General features: G+C 63.9%; 12 protein-coding genes and 1 pseudogene. 2 read left to right on the top strand and 11 right to left on the bottom strand.

All coding sequences use genetic code 11. The features are described 5' to 3' along the window. Positions 1-435: 435 nt before the first annotated feature. The gene (dxs, locus tag CV013_RS08760) at positions 436-2,358 is read right to left on the bottom strand and encodes a 1-deoxy-D-xylulose-5-phosphate synthase (protein ID WP_102154884.1); all 1,923 of its coding nucleotides are present in this window, start codon (positions 2,356-2,358) and stop codon (positions 436-438) included. Between the two features lie 65 nt (positions 2,359-2,423). Between dxs and CV013_RS08755 the strand changes: the two genes are divergently transcribed. Beyond that, entirely contained in the window at positions 2,424-2,942 is a 519-nt protein-coding gene (locus CV013_RS08755; RefSeq protein WP_102154883.1) for a GNAT family N-acetyltransferase, read from the top strand. A gap of 251 nt (positions 2,943-3,193) precedes the next feature. On the opposite strand, the gene CV013_RS08750 is transcribed toward CV013_RS08755, so the two are convergent. From CV013_RS08750 to rpe, 6 genes and pseudogenes are all read right to left on the bottom strand, one after another. Beyond that, complete coding sequence (locus CV013_RS08750; RefSeq protein WP_102154882.1) at positions 3,194-3,670, bottom strand: Fur family transcriptional regulator; 477 nt, start codon at positions 3,668-3,670, stop codon at positions 3,194-3,196. Positions 3,671-3,737: 67 nt separating this feature from the next. Beyond that, positions 3,738-4,274 (bottom strand): annotated as a pseudogene (gene msrA, locus CV013_RS08745) (peptide-methionine (S)-S-oxide reductase MsrA). A 137-nt stretch (positions 4,275-4,411) separates the two neighbouring features. Next, entirely contained in the window at positions 4,412-4,567 is a 156-nt protein-coding gene (locus tag CV013_RS15545; RefSeq protein WP_157935750.1) for a hypothetical protein, read from the bottom strand. A gap of 252 nt (positions 4,568-4,819) precedes the next feature. Further along, positions 4,820-6,409 carry a bifunctional phosphoribosylaminoimidazolecarboxamide formyltransferase/IMP cyclohydrolase gene (gene purH / locus CV013_RS08740; RefSeq protein ID WP_102154881.1) on the bottom strand — a complete coding sequence of 530 codons (1,590 nt, stop codon included), beginning with the start codon at positions 6,407-6,409 and terminating at the stop codon, positions 4,820-4,822. Between the two features lie 7 nt (positions 6,410-6,416). Beyond that, the gene (locus CV013_RS08735) at positions 6,417-8,264 is read right to left on the bottom strand and encodes a heparinase II/III family protein (protein WP_102154880.1); all 1,848 of its coding nucleotides are present in this window, start codon (positions 8,262-8,264) and stop codon (positions 6,417-6,419) included. Further along, positions 8,264-8,938, bottom strand: coding sequence for a ribulose-phosphate 3-epimerase (rpe, locus tag CV013_RS08730; RefSeq protein WP_102154879.1), 675 nt, complete (start codon positions 8,936-8,938; stop codon positions 8,264-8,266). Before rpe ends, CV013_RS08735 begins: the two co-directional genes overlap by 1 nt. Before the next feature lie 119 nt (positions 8,939-9,057). Between rpe and CV013_RS08725 the strand changes: the two genes are divergently transcribed. After that, positions 9,058-10,257: a M20 metallopeptidase family protein gene (locus tag CV013_RS08725; protein ID WP_102154878.1), complete on the top strand. Its 1,200-nt coding sequence runs from the start codon at positions 9,058-9,060 to the stop codon at positions 10,255-10,257. A gap of 123 nt (positions 10,258-10,380) precedes the next feature. Here the strand turns inward: CV013_RS08725 and CV013_RS08720 are convergent, their stop codons facing one another. The 4 genes from CV013_RS08720 to CV013_RS08705 all read right to left on the bottom strand — a co-directional run bounded on the left by CV013_RS08720 (position 10,381) and on the right by CV013_RS08705 (position 16,903). After that, the gene (locus tag CV013_RS08720; protein ID WP_102154877.1) at positions 10,381-12,261 is read right to left on the bottom strand and encodes a DEAD/DEAH box helicase; all 1,881 of its coding nucleotides are present in this window, start codon (positions 12,259-12,261) and stop codon (positions 10,381-10,383) included. Positions 12,262-12,315: 54 nt separating this feature from the next. Further along, complete coding sequence (locus CV013_RS08715; protein ID WP_102154876.1) at positions 12,316-13,506, bottom strand: BaiN/RdsA family NAD(P)/FAD-dependent oxidoreductase; 1,191 nt, start codon at positions 13,504-13,506, stop codon at positions 12,316-12,318. Between the two features lie 68 nt (positions 13,507-13,574). Next, on the bottom strand, positions 13,575-15,434 hold the full coding sequence (locus tag CV013_RS08710) for an AMP-binding protein (protein ID WP_102154875.1): 1,860 nt from the start codon (positions 15,432-15,434) through the stop codon (positions 13,575-13,577). A 71-nt stretch (positions 15,435-15,505) separates the two neighbouring features. Continuing rightward, entirely contained in the window at positions 15,506-16,903 is a 1,398-nt protein-coding gene (locus CV013_RS08705; protein ID WP_223805179.1) for a DcaP family trimeric outer membrane transporter, read from the bottom strand. Between the last annotated feature and the right edge of the window lie 114 nt (positions 16,904-17,017).

The raw sequence follows: 17,017 nt of genomic DNA, 5'->3' as shown, positions 1-17,017 counted from the left end.
GGCGAACGGAGGGGGTGACAGGATATTGGAGGCTACCGTCAGCATCCCGCACCAGCCTACCCTGCCCGCGCCTCCATCTCCCCTGCACACCGTCGCCCCGGACTTGATCCGGGGCCCCGCTGCTCTTCCGTGCCGCGCATAAGTGGGAGCTGGAGCCCGGCTCAGGGGCCGGGGGTGACGCGGGTGATGGTTGGCGATGTCCGCCCCTGCCTCTACCGCCCCGCCCTCGTCATTGCGAGGAGCGCAGCGACGTGGCAACCCATGGCCCGCCGTTAGCATTCACCACAACCGCTGCGATGGGCAGAACCGCCAGACCATAGATTGCTTCACTCCGTTCGCAATGACGAGTGAGGAGTGCTATGAGTGAGAACCGCCAATAAGGCGAGTGCCGGGCTTACCCGAGAGCGCACGCGCGCGCCCGACGCCCCCCGCTACTTACGCCCGCGCTTCTTCCACGCCTGCGCTGTTGTGGCGCAGCGCCTTCAGCACGGTATCGACGATCTGCGGCGCATTGAGCCCCGCCTCGTCGTATTGCTTTTCAGGCGCGTCGTGATCCTGAAACAGATCGGGCAGGCGCATCGTGCGGATTTTCGGGCCGCTGTCGGTCAGCCCTTCGTCGCTGGCATGAGTCAGCACGTGTGCGCCGAGGCCGCCGATAGCGCCTTCTTCCACCGTCACGACCACTTCGTGCGTCCGCATCAGTTTATCGATCAGCGCGGTGTCGAGCGGTTTGGCAAAACGCAGGTCCGCCACAGTGGTCGACAGCCCCTTCGCCTCCAGCACATCGGCGGCCTTCAGCGCTTCGGCCAGGCGCGTGCCCAGGCTGAGCAGAGCGATCTTGCTGCCTTCGCGCACCAAGCGCCCTTTGCCGATTTCGAGCAGTTCGGGCTTCTCCGGCAGAGCCACGCCTGTGCCCGCGCCGCGCGGATAGCGGAAGGCGATCGGCCCGCTGTCGTGCTGCGCCGCAGTGTAGGTCATGTGGACCAGCTCGGCTTCGTCGGCTGCCGCCATCACGACCATATTGGGCAGTGTCGCCAGATACGTAATGTCGAAGCTGCCCGCATGGGTCGCCCCGTCCGCCCCGACCAGCCCGGCACGGTCGATAGCAAAGCGCACCGGCAGGTTCTGGATGCAGACATCGTGCACCACCTGATCGAATGCACGCTGCAGGAATGTCGAGTAGATCGCGCAGAACGGGCGCATCCCCTGTGCGGCCAGCCCGGCAGCGAATGTCACCGCATGTTGTTCGGCAATGCCGACATCGAATGCGCGGTCGGGGTGTGCCTTGGCGAATTTGTCCACTCCGGTGCCGCTGGGCATCGCGGCGGTGATAGCGCAGATGCGCGGATCGCTGTCCGCCAGTTTGCCGAGCGTTTCACCGAACACGTTCTGATAATTGGGCGGGCCGCCTGCGCTTTTCTTCTGCTCGCCGGTGACGACATCGAACTTGGCCACGCCGTGATATTTGTCGGCGCTGTTTTCGGCCGGGGCATAGCCCTTGCCCTTCTGCGTCACGACATGGACAAGGATCGGCCCCTGTTCGCTGTCGCGCACGTTTTCCAGCACGGGAATCAGGTGGTCGAGATTATGCCCGTCGATCGGGCCGACATAGTAGAACCCCAGTTCTTCGAACAAAGTCCCGCCGGTGGCCATGCCGCGCGCGTATTCTTCCGCCTTTTCCAGCCCCGAGTGGACCCGGCGGCTGAGCTTGCGCGCAAATTTGGAGGCAAGGCTACGCAGGCCGAGATATTCGCTGCTCGACACCATCCGCGCGAGATAGGCCGACAGCCCGCCCACCGGGGGCGCGATCGACATATCGTTGTCGTTCAGGATCACCACCAGCCGGTTGCCCGCCTGTTCGGCGTTGTTCATCGCCTCGTATGCCATGCCCGCGCTCATCGCGCCGTCACCGATCACAGCGATTGCCTTGCCCGGTGCATCCTTCAGCTTGTTGGCCACGGCAAAGCCCAGCGCCGCGCTGATCGAAGTGCTCGAATGGGCGGCGCCGAAGGGATCGTATTCGCTTTCGCTGCGCTTGGTAAACCCGCTCAGCCCGCCGCCCTGCCGCAATGTGCGGATACGGTCGCGCCGCCCGGTAAGGATCTTGTGGGGATAGGCCTGATGGCCGACATCCCAGATCAGCCGGTCGGCCGGGGTATTAAACACGTAATGGATCGCAGTGGTCAGTTCGACCACGCCCAGCCCCGAACCCAGGTGGCCGCCGGTACTGCCGACAGTGCTGATCATCTCGGAGCGCAGCTCGTCCGCTAACTGGCGCAACTGCTCAGGCTTGAGCTTGCGGAGGTCTTCTGGCGTAGCGACAGTATCGAGAAGCGGGGTTTCAGGGCGTTCAACCATTTGTTGCGCTTAGCCGAACAATAAATCCGTGTCGATTCGCATAGGTTGAATGTTATGCGGCGCGAATGAACACTCCCGTAATGCGTGTCGCGACCGAAAGCGACCTGCCCGCACTCGACGCCCTGATGGATCGCGCAATCACCCATTTGCAGCAGGGCTTTCTCGATCCCGCGCAGATCGAAGCAAGTCGGCAGGTCATGGGGCTGGACCGGCAACTGGTGAAAGACCGCACGTACTGGATCGCGGAACTCGACGGCGCAATCGCCGGATGCGGCGGGTGGAGCAAACGCGCCACGCTCTATGGCGGCGACCACAGCACCCATCTGCGCGAACCGCGCCTGCTCGATCCCGCCAGCGAAGCGGCGCGCATCCGGGCAATGTACACCGACCCGGCTTTCGCCCGCCGCGGTGTAGGCAAGGCGGTGTTGTCCCAATGCGAAGACGAAGCGCGCCGCGCCGGTTTCACGCGGGTGGAACTGATGGCCACACTATCGGGCGAACCACTGTACCGCGTGGCGGGTTACGAACCGATCGAGCGAGTGGAGGACCGCGTCCCGCTGATCCGCATGGGCAAGCCGCTCTGAGATTTGGTGCGGGGAAGCGGAAGAAGCCGGGCCCCGGATCGGGTCCGGGGTGATGGTTTGGGGGTGGCCATACCTCTCCCACTCGTCATTGCGAATGGAGTGAAGCAATCCATCGCCTGACGTTTCCGCCCGTCGCAACCGATGTGATGGGCGGAGAGGTTCCAGCCATGGATTGCCACGTCGCCTGCGGCTCCTCGCAATGACGAGGGGAGGGAGGAGGCAGAGTCCAGCTTACAGAAAACCCGCGCGCCTTACCCCTTGGGCCGACACGCCGCGCACAGACCGCGGATTTCGATCACCGGGCGATCGGGCAGAAAATTCGCCGCTTCGGCCAGCGCGCGAACAGTGCGGCTGACGGCATCGTCGTCGATATGGGTCGCCTCCCCGCATTCATCGCAGACCAGAAAGATGCAGTCGTGCAGGCAACCGGGGTGCGGATTGGCGAGGTAGGCGTTGCTGCTTTCCACCCGCATGGCCAGATTGCGGGCCACGAACAGGTCGAGAATGCGATAGACCGAATTGGGCGCGATTCGCTTGCCCCGCCGGGCCGACACGCCATCGGCAATGTCGTAGGCCGACGCGGGCGAGGCATAATTCGCCAGTTCGCCGAACACCTCGGCGCGCAAGTCGGTCCACTGTTCCCCCGATGCGACCAGTGCATCGCGCGCGGCATCGACCAGATCGGTGCCGCTGTGTTCTTCGTGCGAATGGTGTTTATGGCCTGCCATGAAACCTATCTAGTGCGCTACGGGCCGGAGCGCCAGATAGTGGCGCACGGTCCCCACGACACACCAGTCAGTTACGGGTGAAGCCCGCCTTGTAGAGCGCGGGATACTGCGCCTTCAACGCCGCGACCTTGGGGGCGTCCCACGCGCGGATATATCCGTTGTCGGGGTTCCGCAGCGCGAAATCCTGATGATATGTCTCCGCCGGGTAAAACGCCTTGTACCCTTCGATCCGCGCAACGATGGGCCGTTTCCATACGCCCGATGCACCCATCTGCTTGAGATAGGCGGCGGCAACCGCCCGCTATTCGGCATTCAGCGGCACCAGCGCAGCGCGGTACTGAGTGCCCGAATCAGGGCCTTGCCGGTTTTTCAGCGTCGGGTCGGCCACCACGGAAAAGAACACCCGCAGCAATTGATCGTAGCGCACACGGGATGGATCGTACGTTACCCGCACCGCTTCGGCATGGCCGGTGTTGCCGCGGGTCACGCGCGCATAAGTGGCATTGGCCCTGCTGCCCCCGTGATAGCCGGAGACAGCGCTGGTCACACCTTTCATATGGCTGAAAACCGCCTCCACACCCCAGAAGCAGCCGCCGACGAACACCGCGGTTTTCAGGCCCGGCTTTTCACTGGCAATCCGCTGAGCGGCGGGGGCATCGAAAGTCGCTTCTCCGGCGACGGCAGGTTGCTGACACGATGTCAGCGCAAAGCTGGCGATTACTGCGAGAAGCGCAGGCCGGATCACTCCGCCGCGGCAGTCACCGCAACCGGCTCTGCATGAGCTTGCGGCACGGCATTGGTCCACGGGTCCGCACCTGCATTCACCGCCACGATCACAGCGCCGATCGCGAAACCGATGGCGAAATTGCGATAGAGGTCGGACTTGAACAGGCGCATGGGTAATTCACTTCTTTTCGTATGGGGTGCTCAGATAGGTACACCCGCTCTGCTTGCAAGATGCTTAATGCACGGGTTGTGCCCGGTTCAGGTGAGGTGGCGGCGTGTTCGCGGGCCGTTCTCGCGCTCACCTCCCTGCGTCATTGTGGACGCAGAGCCGGGGTCCAGCTTCCTCCACCGCGTCGTCGCCGCTCCTCGCAGTCACGAGCAGCGGCGGCGACCAATTATGCGGTGAACGTCACGCCCACCTCTCTAGTGGCGGAAGTGGCGCATTCCGGTGAAGACCATCGCCAGACCGGCTTCGTTCGCGGCGGCGATCACTTCTTCGTCGCGGATCGAACCACCCGGCTGGATCACGGCAGTCGCCCCGGCTTCGGCAGCGGCCAGCAGGCCATCGGCAAAGGGGAAGAACGCATCGGATGCGACGGCACTGCCCACTGTACGGGGGGAGGCCCAGCCGTATTTCTCCGCTGCCTCAGCCGCTTTCATCGCAGCGATGCGCGACGAATCGCGGCGGTTCATCTGGCCCGCGCCGATCCCGGCAGTGGCGCCATCCTTGGCATAGACAATGGCGTTCGATTTCACGTGCCGCGCCACGGTCCATGCGAACAGACAGTCTTTCAGTTCCTGCTCGGTCGGTGCGCGGTCGGTCACGACTTTCAGATCGTCTGCCGTGATCGCGCCGTTGTCACGATCCTGCACCAGAATGCCCCCGGCGATGATCGCCAGTGTCTGCCCCGCGCGGCGCGGATCGGGCAGGCCATCGGTCAGCAACAGGCGCAGGTTCTTCTTGCGGGCGAACGCCGCCTTCGCAGCATCGTCCGCTCCCGGCGCGACAACGACTTCCGTAAAGATTTCGCAGATCGCCTCTGCCGTCGGCCCATCGAGCGGGACATTGGTGGCAACGATCCCGCCGAATGCCGAAACGCTGTCGCACGCCAGCGCATCGTTCCACGCCTCCAGCAAAGTGCTGCGCTGCGCCACGCCGCACGGGTTGGCGTGCTTCACGATCACCACCGCCGGTTCCTGCCCGCCAAATTCGGCGGCCAGTTCGAACGCTGCGTTGGCATCGTTGTAGTTATTGTAACTCAGTTCCTTGCCCTGCACCTGCTGCGCTTGCGGCAGGCCGTTGGTGTGCGGGCCGCGCGGCAGATACAGCGCCGCATCCTGATGCGGGTTTTCGCCATAACGCAGCGTACCCGACAGCACGCGGGTCATGCTGACCTGCGGCGGGAATTTCTGCTGCTGATCGGTATAGGCGAACCACTGGCTGATCGCTGCGTCATAGGCGGCAGTGGTGGCAAATGCCTTGGCCGCCATGCGCTTGCGGAATTCCAGCGTAGTCGCGCCGTTCTTATTCGCCAGTTCTTCCAGCAGTTCGGGATAGTCGGCCGGATCGGTGACGATCGTGACATAGCGATGGTTCTTGGCTGCCGAACGCACCATGCTCGGCCCGCCGATGTCGATATTTTCGATCACGGTGTCGCGATCCGCGCCGCGCGCGACGGTGCTTTCGAACGGATAAAGGTTGACCACCACCAGATCGATCGCGCCGATCCCGTGGGTTTCCATCGCCGCCGCGTGATCGGCATCGTCGCGCACCGCCAGCAGGCCGCCGTGGACCATCGGGTGCAGGGTTTTCACCCGGCCATCCATCATTTCGGGAAAACCGGTGACATCGGACACATCGCGCACGTCCAGCCCGCTATCGCGCAGGGCCTTCGCCGTACCGCCGGTGGACACCAGATCGACCCCGGCCTTCGCCAGTTTCGCGCCCAGATCGTCCAATCCGGCTTTGTCGGACACCGACAACAGTGCCCGTTTAATCGTTACGTCAGTCACCTGAATTTCATCCCATTTTTTTGAGCAGCCAGGAGAACGATCCCCCGCCGCGAGAAGTCAGCCCTTGCAATACGAGTTGCTGGATCGGTTGCGGGCGGCCCTGGCCATCGACCCACAGGCTTTCCTCTATCGCCAGTTTCGCGTCGTCCGCTACCTGACCGAGCCGGAACTGCCAATAGGTGCCATCGCGCAATGCCAGCCCGGCGCCCTTGCCATCTTCGCTCAGCGCCAGTTCGATGCCCGGCCCGATGTGGAACCGGATGGCATAGCCGATTTTGCCGCGCTTGCCCTTCTTGCCCACCGGCAACAGCAGGTCTTCCCCGCGCAATTCGTTGCCATCGTCGCGCATAATCAGAATGCGGCAGTGATCGAGGCCGAAACGCGCGGCATAGCCATTGTGGCTCGCTTCGACGCGGGTCGCCTTGCCGTTTTCCAGCGTCAGTTGGCGGCGGTCCACCTCCACTTCCGCGACGCCAGAGCCGAGCTTGCCGTTCAGCAGGACCGCCGTGGAATTCGCATCGTCGAGCGTCAGCGTGGAATGCGCGGCGGTGGCGCGCAGCCCCTGTTCGATCCGCACGGGCACCTGCCCGCCCGCGAACGCCGCACCGCCGCAGTTGACCACGATCCGTTGTCCGCTGGCAGAAAATTCGAACGCCAGTGTCGATGCACAGCCGGTGCGCGCATGGCGCGCGAGCGGGGGCGGTGCGGCATCGTAGATCAGCACCGACTTGCCGCCGGCGACCCGCTGATAGCCCCATTGCCGCACGTTCTTGAGCGGCCGCGTCCGCACACGACTGGCGAGCACCAGCGCGGACAGGCGATCCGCCGAAACCGCACCGCTGCCCTGCCACGATCCCAGCCCGCCATCCGAATGGGTCAGCGCCAGCAACGGCGGCACCAGCAGGGCCTGCATCGCTTCCAGCGCAGAAGGGGGATCGCACTTCACCGCTTCATAACAGGCGCGCAGCGTCGTCAGCAGAGCGATTGCCTGCATTTGCGCCAGCGGGCTGCGGCTGAGCACGCCGCCATCTTCCGCCACCAGTTCGCCCAGCGCACGCAACAGGCCCGCTTCCCCGAACAGGCGGCGCGGTTTGCCTTCGGGCAACAGCAGGCCTGCCGCGACGACTGCGGACCAGCCGGCAACCTGCGCCAGCCGGTCGGGCGCGCGCGCCGCGTTCCGATCGAGCCAGCGGGCCGTGTCCCCCATCGCCGCCAGTATGCGGTTGCGGAATGCGGAATCGTCGCCCGACAGGATAAACGGCGCATAGACGAACCAGTTGAGCAGCCGCGCACCGGCATGTTCGACATACCACGCCGCGCCCTTGCCCGGCACGGGATTGGCATCGAGCCATGCGCGCAGGATGCGTTCTGCAGTCGCAGCGCTCTGTTCGCGCGGGGCCGCCGCCGCCAGATCGCTCAGCCAGGTGAAACCGTGGACGCATTGCTCGAATGGCGGCGTCAGGCGCGCGGTCGGGCCGAAATCGACCTGTGCAATCGGCGCCTTAACGCCATAGATCAGGAAATGCCCTGCCCGCAGCGCCATGCCCGCCGCCCGGTCACCTTCCAGCGGCGGCTCTACAGTGGCCAGCAAGCGGGGGCGGGCCGGTTTGCGGAACGGCGAGAGCAAAGTGGAGCCGGATACGCCCAGCCCATAGGCCATCCGCATCAGCCGCTCGCCCGGCCCCAGCGAAGGCGGGGCAAAGTCGGCCAGAACCAGTGCCCGCGCCGGTTCGATCACTTCGGCGGGCTGTTCGGTCGCGGTAACGGCGGTGGGTTCGGGCGCGTCGCTCAACGGCATAGCACTGTCGCTGCCAGAGGTCGTTCCGCGAAGCTCCACCAACGTCGCATCGCTCATCAGGCAGGAACCTCTGCCAGACCTTTCAGCGCCGCGATATTGGCGGCGTATCGTTCAGGCCCGCCGCGGAAAGTGGCCGATCCGGCCACCAGCACATCGGCACCGGCATCGACGCACTGCCGCGCTGTTGTCGGATCGACACCGCCATCGACTTCCAGATGAATATCGCGCCCGGTCTTGTCGATCATCTTGCGGATCGCTTCGATCTTGCGAAGCTGGCTGGAAATGAAGCTCTGCCCACCGAAGCCGGGATTAACGCTCATCACCAGCACCAGATCGATTTCGTCGATCAGGTAATCGAGCATCTTGGCAGGCGTCGCGGGGTTCAGGCTGACACCGGCTTTCTTGCCCAGAGCGCGGATCGCCTGCACTGTGCGGTGGATGTGCGGCCCCGCCTCCGGGTGGACAGTGATGATATCCGCCCCGGCATCGGCAAAGCTTTCCAGCCAGTTGTCCACCGGGCTGACCATCAGGTGCACATCGAACGGCTTATCGGTGTGGGGGCGCAGCGCCTTCACCACGCCCGGCCCGATCGTGAGGTTGGGGACGAAGTGCCCATCCATCACATCGATATGGATCCAGTCGCAACCGGCGGCGTCGATTGCGCGCACCTCTTCGCCAAGGCACGCGAAATCGGCAGACAGGATAGACGGGGATATCAACGGCGCATTCATCGGCGGACCTTGCGGCTGGGTGCGTCCTCTCGAATTTGCGTTAACCTGCGCGGGAATGGGCGACAAGCGCCCTCACGCCCCTTTTCCACACCGCCTGCACAGCGTAAGCTTCGAGAATCATGCTTCATCCCGACTTACTCGATGCCGCCCGCGCGCTTTCCGACCGGATTGTGACCTTGCGCCGCCAGATCCATGCCGAACCCGAACTGGGTCTGGAAACGCCCAAAACACTGGCGAAAGTGCGCACCGCGCTGGCGCATCTGCCGCTCGAATGGCGCGAAGGCGGGCGCACGACCGGGGCCGTGGCCACGCTGAAATGCGGCCAGCCGGGGCGCCGGGTGCTGTTGCGCGGCGATATGGATGCGCTGCCGATGGACGAACAGACCGGGCTGGACTTTGCCTCCGCAGTCCCGGGGCGGATGCATGCCTGCGGGCACGATACCCACACCGCCATGCTGGCGGGCGCGGCGGAACTGCTGGCGGCGCGGGCGCAAGAACTGTCGGGCGAAATCCAGTTCATGTTCCAGCCGGGGGAGGAAGGGTTCCACGGCGCGCGCCATATGCTGAACGATGGCCTGATCGATCCGCTACCCGAAGCGGCCTTCGCGCTGCATGTCATGCCCAATGCCCGCCACGGCGCAGTGGCGGGGCGCGCCGGGGCGCTGATGGCGGCGGCGGACCAGTTCGATATCGTGGTGAAGGGCAGTGGCGGCCATGCCTCCATGCCCCACGACACGCACGATCCGGTTCCCGGTGCCTGCGCCATCGTGACAGCGTTGCAGGCGATGGTCACACGGCGGTTCAATGCCGCCGATGCGGTGGTCGTTACCGTGTCGATGATCCACGCGGGCACCGCGCATAACGTGATCGCAGACGAAGTGGCCCTGCGCGGAACGATCCGCACTCTGTCGCCGCATCACCGCGAAAAAGCGCATGCCCTGCTGGCAGAAACCGCCGAAGCGATTGCGAAGGGATATGGCCTGACCGCCGAAGTGACGGTGACGCCCGGCTTCCCCGTCACTCTGTGCGATCCGCGTGCAGTGGCTCTGGGGCAGGCTGTGACGGGCGAACTGTTCGGCGCAGGCGAGTGGGTTTCGCTGCCCGCGCCGATTATGGGTGCGGAAGATTTCTCTTACGTACTGGAACAGGTGCCTGGCGCGATGTTCTTCCTCGGCGTGGCGGCAGAGGGAGACGACGACTGGCGCAGCGCCTGTTCGATCCATTCGCCGCGCATGATGGTGGACGAAGCCGCTCTGCCCCGCGGCACCGCGCTGCTGGCAGGATGCGCGATCCGGTTCCTCGAATCCGGGTTCGATTGATCCGCTTTCGTTTGCGATAGCCGCTGAAAGTGGCCGCGCCCCACCGCCGCCCATCCCTGTTGGACAGGGCATGGGCGACAGGGGAAGCGATAGTTTCACTGCAGAACGGCGCAGGCGGCGCGATCAGCCTTTCGGCGCGTGCCCCTTCGGCTTGCCGCCTTTGGGGCCGAACGTTTTCGATCCGCCACCGTTTGGCCCTGAAGCTTTTGGCCCTGAACCTTTCCCGCCCGGTCCTTTGCCGGGTTTCTTGCCAGCAAATTTGCCACCAGGCTTATGCGGCCCCTTGCCAAAGGCGCGGTCGCCATCGTTGGCGCGGCGCGGGCCCTTGCCACCGTGACGGGACGGCTTGCCGCCAAACTCGCGCCTGCCTGCGCGATTGTCGCGCGCCGCTTCGCGCGGGCCTTCGGATGGTTCGATCAGAATCGCAGCCTGATCGTCGTCACCTTGTGCAGTGCGTTCGACCGCATCGGTAAAGCGGCTGGCGATCGCGCGCGGTATCTGAAAATGGGTTTCATTCCCGCCGATACGGATCGCGCCGATTTCGTTGCGGGTGATATGCCCACGGCGGCACAGCAGCGGCAGAATCCAGCGCGGATCGGCATTATGCCGCCGCCCGATAGCCATGCTGAACCACACGGTATCTTCGAAACCGGGCCGATGGCGTTCCTGCTGCGCCGTTTTGCGCGCTTCGGGGGTGTTCTCGGTCAGATCTTCGGGCGCAGGCATTGCCGCACGATGGGCGCGCACCAGTGCGGCGGCGATATCTTCCGGCGACTTTTCCGCCATCAGCCGCTGCGCCAGCGCGCGGTCTTCCTCTTCGAACTCAACCGGCTGGAGCAGCGCACCGAGCAAACGCTCGCGGTCCTGTTCCTGAATCGCGGCCTTGGTCGGCGCATCGATCCACTCGGCTTCGATCTTCGCTCCGCGCAGCATCGATTCCACCCGGCGACGGCGTGGATAAGGGACCACGATAACCGCAGTCCCTTTCTTGCCCGCACGCCCAGTGCGGCCCGAACGGTGTTGCAGCGTTTCCGCATCGCGGGGAATCTCGACATGGATCACCAGGCTCAGCGTCGGCAGGTCGATCCCGCGCGCGGCCACGTCGGTCGCCACGCAAACCCGTGCGCGGCGGTCGCGCAATGCCTGCAACGCCTGATTGCGTTCGGACTGCGAATGTTCGCCCGACAAAGCAACGACAGCAAAGCCGCGTTCCTGCAACATGGCGTGCAGACGGCGGACGTTGTCGCGCGTGGCGCAGAACAGGATCGCTGTTTCCGCCTCGTGAAAACGCAGCAGATTGACCACCGCCGCTTCGATTTCGGCGGGTGAGACAGTGACCGCCTGATAGGCGATATCGCCGTGGCCCCGTTCGTCACCCACAGTCGAAATACGCAGGGCATCGTTCTGGTAACGGGTGGCCAGCGCCACGATCGGGCGCGGCATCGTAGCGGAAAACAGCATCGTGCGGCGCCCTTGCGGCGTGGCGTCGAGGATTTCTTCCAGATCGTCGCGGAAGCCCATATCGAGCATCTCGTCCGCTTCATCGAGCACCGCGACGCGCAAGGCCGACAGGTCGAGCGCGCCACGCTCCAGATGGTCGCGCAGGCGGCCCGGCGTCCCGACAACGATCTGTGCACCGCCGCGCAGATTGCGGCGTTCTTTCGATGCATCCATCCCGCCGACACACGTTGCGATTCGCCCGCCTGCACCGGCATAGAGCCAGGCCAGCTCGCGGCTGACCTGCAAGGCCAGTTCACGCGTCGGCGCGATGATCAGTGCCAGCGGAGATTCGGTGTGCGGCATCCTGCCTTCCGAATCGAGCAGGTTTTCCGCGAAGGCGAGGCCAAACGCCACGGTCTTGCCCGAACCGGTCTGCGCGGAAACGATCAGGTCGCGCCCGGCGGCATCGGGGGCAAGGACAGCGGCCTGCACGGCGGTGGGTGCGGCATAGCCGCGCGCGGCAATCGCCTCTGCAAGGACGGGGGGGAGATTGGAAAAAGGCATGAAACTCACGAATGGTCAGCCATGTCGCGACGGCGACAGGGCAAGAAGAAAAGGTCAGATAGCTTGTGCAGCGGCCCATCCACTGGACCACGCCCATTGGAAGTTATAACCACCCAGCCAGCCGGTCACGTCGACGGCTTCACCTACTATATACAGACCTGGAACGCGTTTGGCTTCCATTGTTTTCGATGAAAGTTCAGCGGTACTTATCCCGCCTGCGGTCACCTCCGCCTTAGCGAAGCCTTCGGTGCCATTCGGATGAAACCGCCATGCCGCCAGCTGCGCCCCGGCATCGCGCAGCGTGGTATCGGCAATCCGGCCCAGCGGATCGTTCGGCACACACGCTCCACTTTGCCCGATCCGATCCGCCAGCACATTCGCCAGCCGATCAGGCATGACGTCACGCAGCAAAGCGCGCAGCGTGGCCTGCGGACTGGCTCGCTTGGCGTCGAGCAGCCATTCCGCACTGCGGTCGGGCAGAAAATCGACCGCAACAGGGGCGCCATGGCGCCAATATGACGACACTTGCAGTATAGCCGGGCCGGACAGGCCGCGATGGGTGAACAGCGCGGCCTCGCGAAACGACGCGCCGCCCGCGCTGGCGACAACTTCCGCCGATACGCCAGACAGTTCGCGGAACAGGACATCGTGGCCCCCCAGCGTCAACGGCACCAGTGCAGGGCGCGGTTCCACCACTTTCAGCCCGAACTGGCGCGCCAGATCATAAGCGAAACCGGTCGCGCCCATCCTGGGGATCGACGGTCCGCCGGTGGCGATCACCAGTGCAGGCGCGCTGAAGCGGCCTTGCGTGGTGGCGACAGTAAATTGCCCGTCGGCGTGAGAGACATCGGTGACGCCATGCCCGCACACCACTGTGCCGCCACCGCGCGCCACTTCGTCCAGCAACATAGCGACGATCTGTTTCGCGGACCCGGCGCAGAACAGTTGCCCCAGCGTCTTTTCATGCCACGCGATGCCGTACTTCTCTACCAGCGCGAGGAAGTCGGTGGGGGTATAACGGCTGAGCGCCGAACGCGCGAAATGCGGATTGGCCGACAGGAACCGTTCGGGCACAGTGCCGATATTGGTGAAATTGCAGCGCCCGCCGCCGGAGATAAGGATTTTCTTCCCCGCCCGCTCCGCATGGTCGATCACCAGCACCCGCCGTCCGCGCAACCCGGCTTCCGCCGCGCACATCAGCCCGGCAGCCCCGGCCCCCAGCACAATTGCATCGTATCGCTCCATCGGGCGCGCATAGGGGATTTATCGCCGCCGCGCCTCCCCTTTCCGCTGCACCGGCGGCGAACCGACGATCAGCCTGCCGCACGCTCCTGAACATGGGCGATCACCGCCGGGTCTTCGATCGTCTGCGGTACGACCACGTCGGCACCGTTGACGATATCGCGCAGCAAATTGCGGAGGATCTTGCCCGAACGCGTCTTAGGCAAACCATCGACGAAATAGACCGCACGTGGCGCGGCAATCGGCCCGATATCTCCCCGGATCGAGGTGACGATTTCGTGCTTCGCTTCCTCGTGATCGGAAAATTCGGGCTTCGTCACTACGAAAGCCACCGCCATTTCCCCTTTCAGTTCGTCCGCCGCGCCGACCACCGCACATTCGACGACTTGCGGGTGGTTGGCGACCACTTCTTCCATCTGCCCGGTCGACAGGCGATGCCCGGCAACATTGATGATATCGTCGGTCCGCCCCATGATATGGATGAACCCGTCTTCATCGATTTTCCCGGCATCCCCGGTGGTATAGTGGCCCGGATAATCGATGAACCCGGCTGCGAAGCGTTCGGGGTTGTTCCATAAAGTGCGGAAGGCACCGGGCGGCAAAGGCTGTTCGATCAGCAAAGTGCCCACGGCACCGGCGGGCATGTCTTGTCCGGCGGCATCTTTCACTTTGAAGCGATATCCCGGCACGGCATGGCCCGCGCTGCCCGCGCGGATATGTGTCTGGCCCAGGCCGTAACAGGTGGCGATCGCGGGCCAGCCCAGCTCGGTCTGCCACCAGTGATCGATCACCGGTTTGCCCAGCTTGTCCGCGATCCACAGCAGTGTGTCGGGGTCGGCCCGCTCTCCGGCGAGAAACAGCGCCTTCAAACTGTCGAGCGATGCTGCGTCGATAAACTCTCCCTCGGGATCGGCACGACGGATTGCACGGATCGCGGTAGGGGCCGTGAACAGCACTTTCACATTATGCTTGTCCACCAGGCGCCAGAGAATGCCTGCATCGGGCGTGCCGACGGGCTTGCCTTCGAACAACACTGTAGCGCAGCCCTTCAGCAGCGAGCCATAGACGATATAGCTGTGCCCAACGACCCAGCCGATATCCGATGCCGCCCAATACACATCGCCAGTATCCACTCCATAAATCGCGCCCATCGACCAGTGCAGCACAGTGGCATGCCCGCCGTTGTCGCGCACCACACCCTTGGGTGTGCCAGTCGTGCCCGAAGTGTAGAGGATATAGAGCGGATCGCTCGACTTCACGGTCACGCAATCGACCGGTTCCGCCGCTGCATAGGCACTGGCCCAGTCGCGATCGCGCCCCGGCATCAGATCGGCGGCAAGCTGTTCGCGCTGAAACACGATAGTCGCCGCCGGCTTGTGTACCGCCCGGTTCAACGCATTGTCGAGCAGAGGTTTGTACGCAATCGTGCGCCCCGGTTCGAACCCGCACGATGCGCTCAGCACCAGTTTCGGCTGACAATCGTCGATCCGCTTGGCCAGTTCGGGGGCAGCGAACCCACCGAACACCACCGAATGCACTGCGCCGATCCGGGCACAGGCGAGCATGGCGAACACCGCTTCGGGGATCATCGGCATATAGATCACCACGCGGTCGCCGCGTTCGACCCCTTCGGCCACCAGCATTCCTGCGGTGCGCGCGACACGCTCCTGAAGCTCGGCATAAGTATATGTCGCGGCGGCACCCGTAACCGGGCTTTCGTATATCAGCGCCACGGCATCCCCCCGCCCCGCCGCGACATGGCGGTCGACCGCGTTGTAGCAGGTGTTGATTTCGCCATCGGGGAACCAGACATCGCTATCCCGGTCATGCGGAGTTTGCGGAAACTTCGCCCAGTCGAGCCCGCGCGCTGCATCCATCCAGAACGCGTCAGGATCATTCTCTGCCCGGGCAGCGATTTCGGCGAAAGTCATCGTATCCTCTCCAAATGGCCGGGCGGCCCGCACAATGGGGCCGCCCGGTAATTCATGCGATAATGCGACCGTTAGAATGCATATTTGGCGGAAACCTGCACTTGCTGAAGATTCCCGTCCAACCCTGCTTCGTTCTTTCGGTTGGCGTACATGTATTCAATCCCGAGATCGAGCTTGGGCACCGGCGAATAGATGATGTTAGCCAGCGCATTCCACACTTCATCGGTAGGGGTATTACCGGTCAACAGCACGGGATTATCCGCCTTGAAGTAACTGCCTGCGATGGTCGAACGCAGTTTCGGCCCCCAGAAATGGCGATAGGCGGCAAAGCCGGAATAGGTCGCAATCGGATCGAGCTTGCCCGACGCATCGATTGCCGCGTCGTTGACGATGTTCGCGCCGAGATAGCGCCCCAGCCCCTTGCCCGCCGTGGCCATGAAACGCAGGTCATCCTTGCCACCAAACGGCACCACGCCCGAAACGCTGACGCCATAGGCCACCGCGCTGTCGCTGCTCGGCAGAATCGCGTCGGACGCGCTCAACTGGCGCACGATCCCGGCAATCGCAAAGCCCGATTTGTCGTAGCGCAGCACGAAATCGGGCAGCTTATCGTCGCCCGGCTGAATACGCGCGCCGGTGGCACTGGTCAGCGTGGTTTCAGGATTTTCGACTGCGACCGACAGGCCATCTTTCGATTTGTAGCGGATCATCGGCTGGCGCACGAACACCGTACCCGGCATGGTCCCGACAAAATCGAGCGTATCGGGCAGAGCGGAGACATTCTGGAACGTCGACCATGTCTGCCCGAACAGCCACCCGTCATAGGTGATGAACGCCTGCCGCATTCTGGGCGAGTAACTGTTCGACACCCGCTGATCGCCGCCGCTGGTCGTCATGAAATCGAGTTCGAGGTGCGTCCCGACCGACTTATCGCCCACCGGCGTGCTGGTTTTCACGATAATCCGGCTTTGCCGGGCGTGGAAATCGGTATCCCAGCCCGACGCAGCGCCACCGACCGGGATCAGGCCCGGCAAGAGGAAGTCGCGCCCGACCGAACCGTTGGCCATCTGCCCGCCGCTGGTGCGGATCGTTTTGCCATCCAGCTTGATATAACCGCCCAGCGTGACTCGCGTGTCGCCCACCGAAAATCCATCGGCAGAGTTCGTTTTTTCGACTTGCGCGACACGGGCTTCGGTTTCGGCCTGCTGCGCCGCCAGTTGCTGACTCTGCGCCCGCGTTGCTTCGACGGCAGAACGTAACTGGCTGACCGCTTCGGCCTGCTGCGCGCTGGGCGCTTGCCCTGTGTTCATCTGTTGCTGCAGTGAAACGATCATCGCTTCCAGCCTGTCGAGCCGTTGTTCGACAGACTCGCCGGTCTTCGCCCGAACACTGACAGGCACCAGTGCACTTGCCGTCATCAGGCATACTGCCAGTCGCACCGTCGCCTTTCGCGTCGTTCGATATTTCACTGGACTTCTCCCACACCATTATGATTTTCGGCGAGGAGAATTCGCATTCCCGCAGGGGTGTTTCTATCGGCAAATCGTCTATACTACGATGGTCGTAAGGCCTGAGCGGGTAAC

The sequence above is a fragment of the Tsuneonella flava genome (assembly GCF_002870965.1).
GTDB lineage: Bacteria > Pseudomonadota > Alphaproteobacteria > Sphingomonadales > Sphingomonadaceae > Tsuneonella > Tsuneonella flava.
Note: the sequence above shows the minus strand (reverse complement) of the source record. Positions and strands in the feature narration are given on the sequence as shown.

Excerpts from the sequence above, each read along its gene's own strand:
- dxs (WP_102154884.1), bottom strand. The coding sequence starts at position 2,358 with ATGGTTGAACGCCCTGAAACCCCGCTTCTCGATACTGTCGCTACGCCA.
- CV013_RS08755 (WP_102154883.1), top strand. The coding sequence starts at position 2,424 with ATGAACACTCCCGTAATGCGTGTCGCGACCGAAAGCGACCTGCCCGCA.
- CV013_RS08750 (WP_102154882.1), bottom strand. The coding sequence starts at position 3,670 with ATGGCAGGCCATAAACACCATTCGCACGAAGAACACAGCGGCACCGAT.
- CV013_RS15545 (WP_157935750.1), bottom strand. The coding sequence starts at position 4,567 with ATGCGCCTGTTCAAGTCCGACCTCTATCGCAATTTCGCCATCGGTTTC.
- CV013_RS08735 (WP_102154880.1), bottom strand. The coding sequence starts at position 8,264 with ATGAGCGATGCGACGTTGGTGGAGCTTCGCGGAACGACCTCTGGCAGC.
- rpe (WP_102154879.1), bottom strand. The coding sequence starts at position 8,938 with ATGAATGCGCCGTTGATATCCCCGTCTATCCTGTCTGCCGATTTCGCG.
- CV013_RS08725 (WP_102154878.1), top strand. The coding sequence starts at position 9,058 with ATGCTTCATCCCGACTTACTCGATGCCGCCCGCGCGCTTTCCGACCGG.
- CV013_RS08720 (WP_102154877.1), bottom strand. The coding sequence starts at position 12,261 with ATGCCTTTTTCCAATCTCCCCCCCGTCCTTGCAGAGGCGATTGCCGCG.
- CV013_RS08715 (WP_102154876.1), bottom strand. The coding sequence starts at position 13,506 with ATGGAGCGATACGATGCAATTGTGCTGGGGGCCGGGGCTGCCGGGCTG.
- CV013_RS08710 (WP_102154875.1), bottom strand. The coding sequence starts at position 15,434 with ATGACTTTCGCCGAAATCGCTGCCCGGGCAGAGAATGATCCTGACGCG.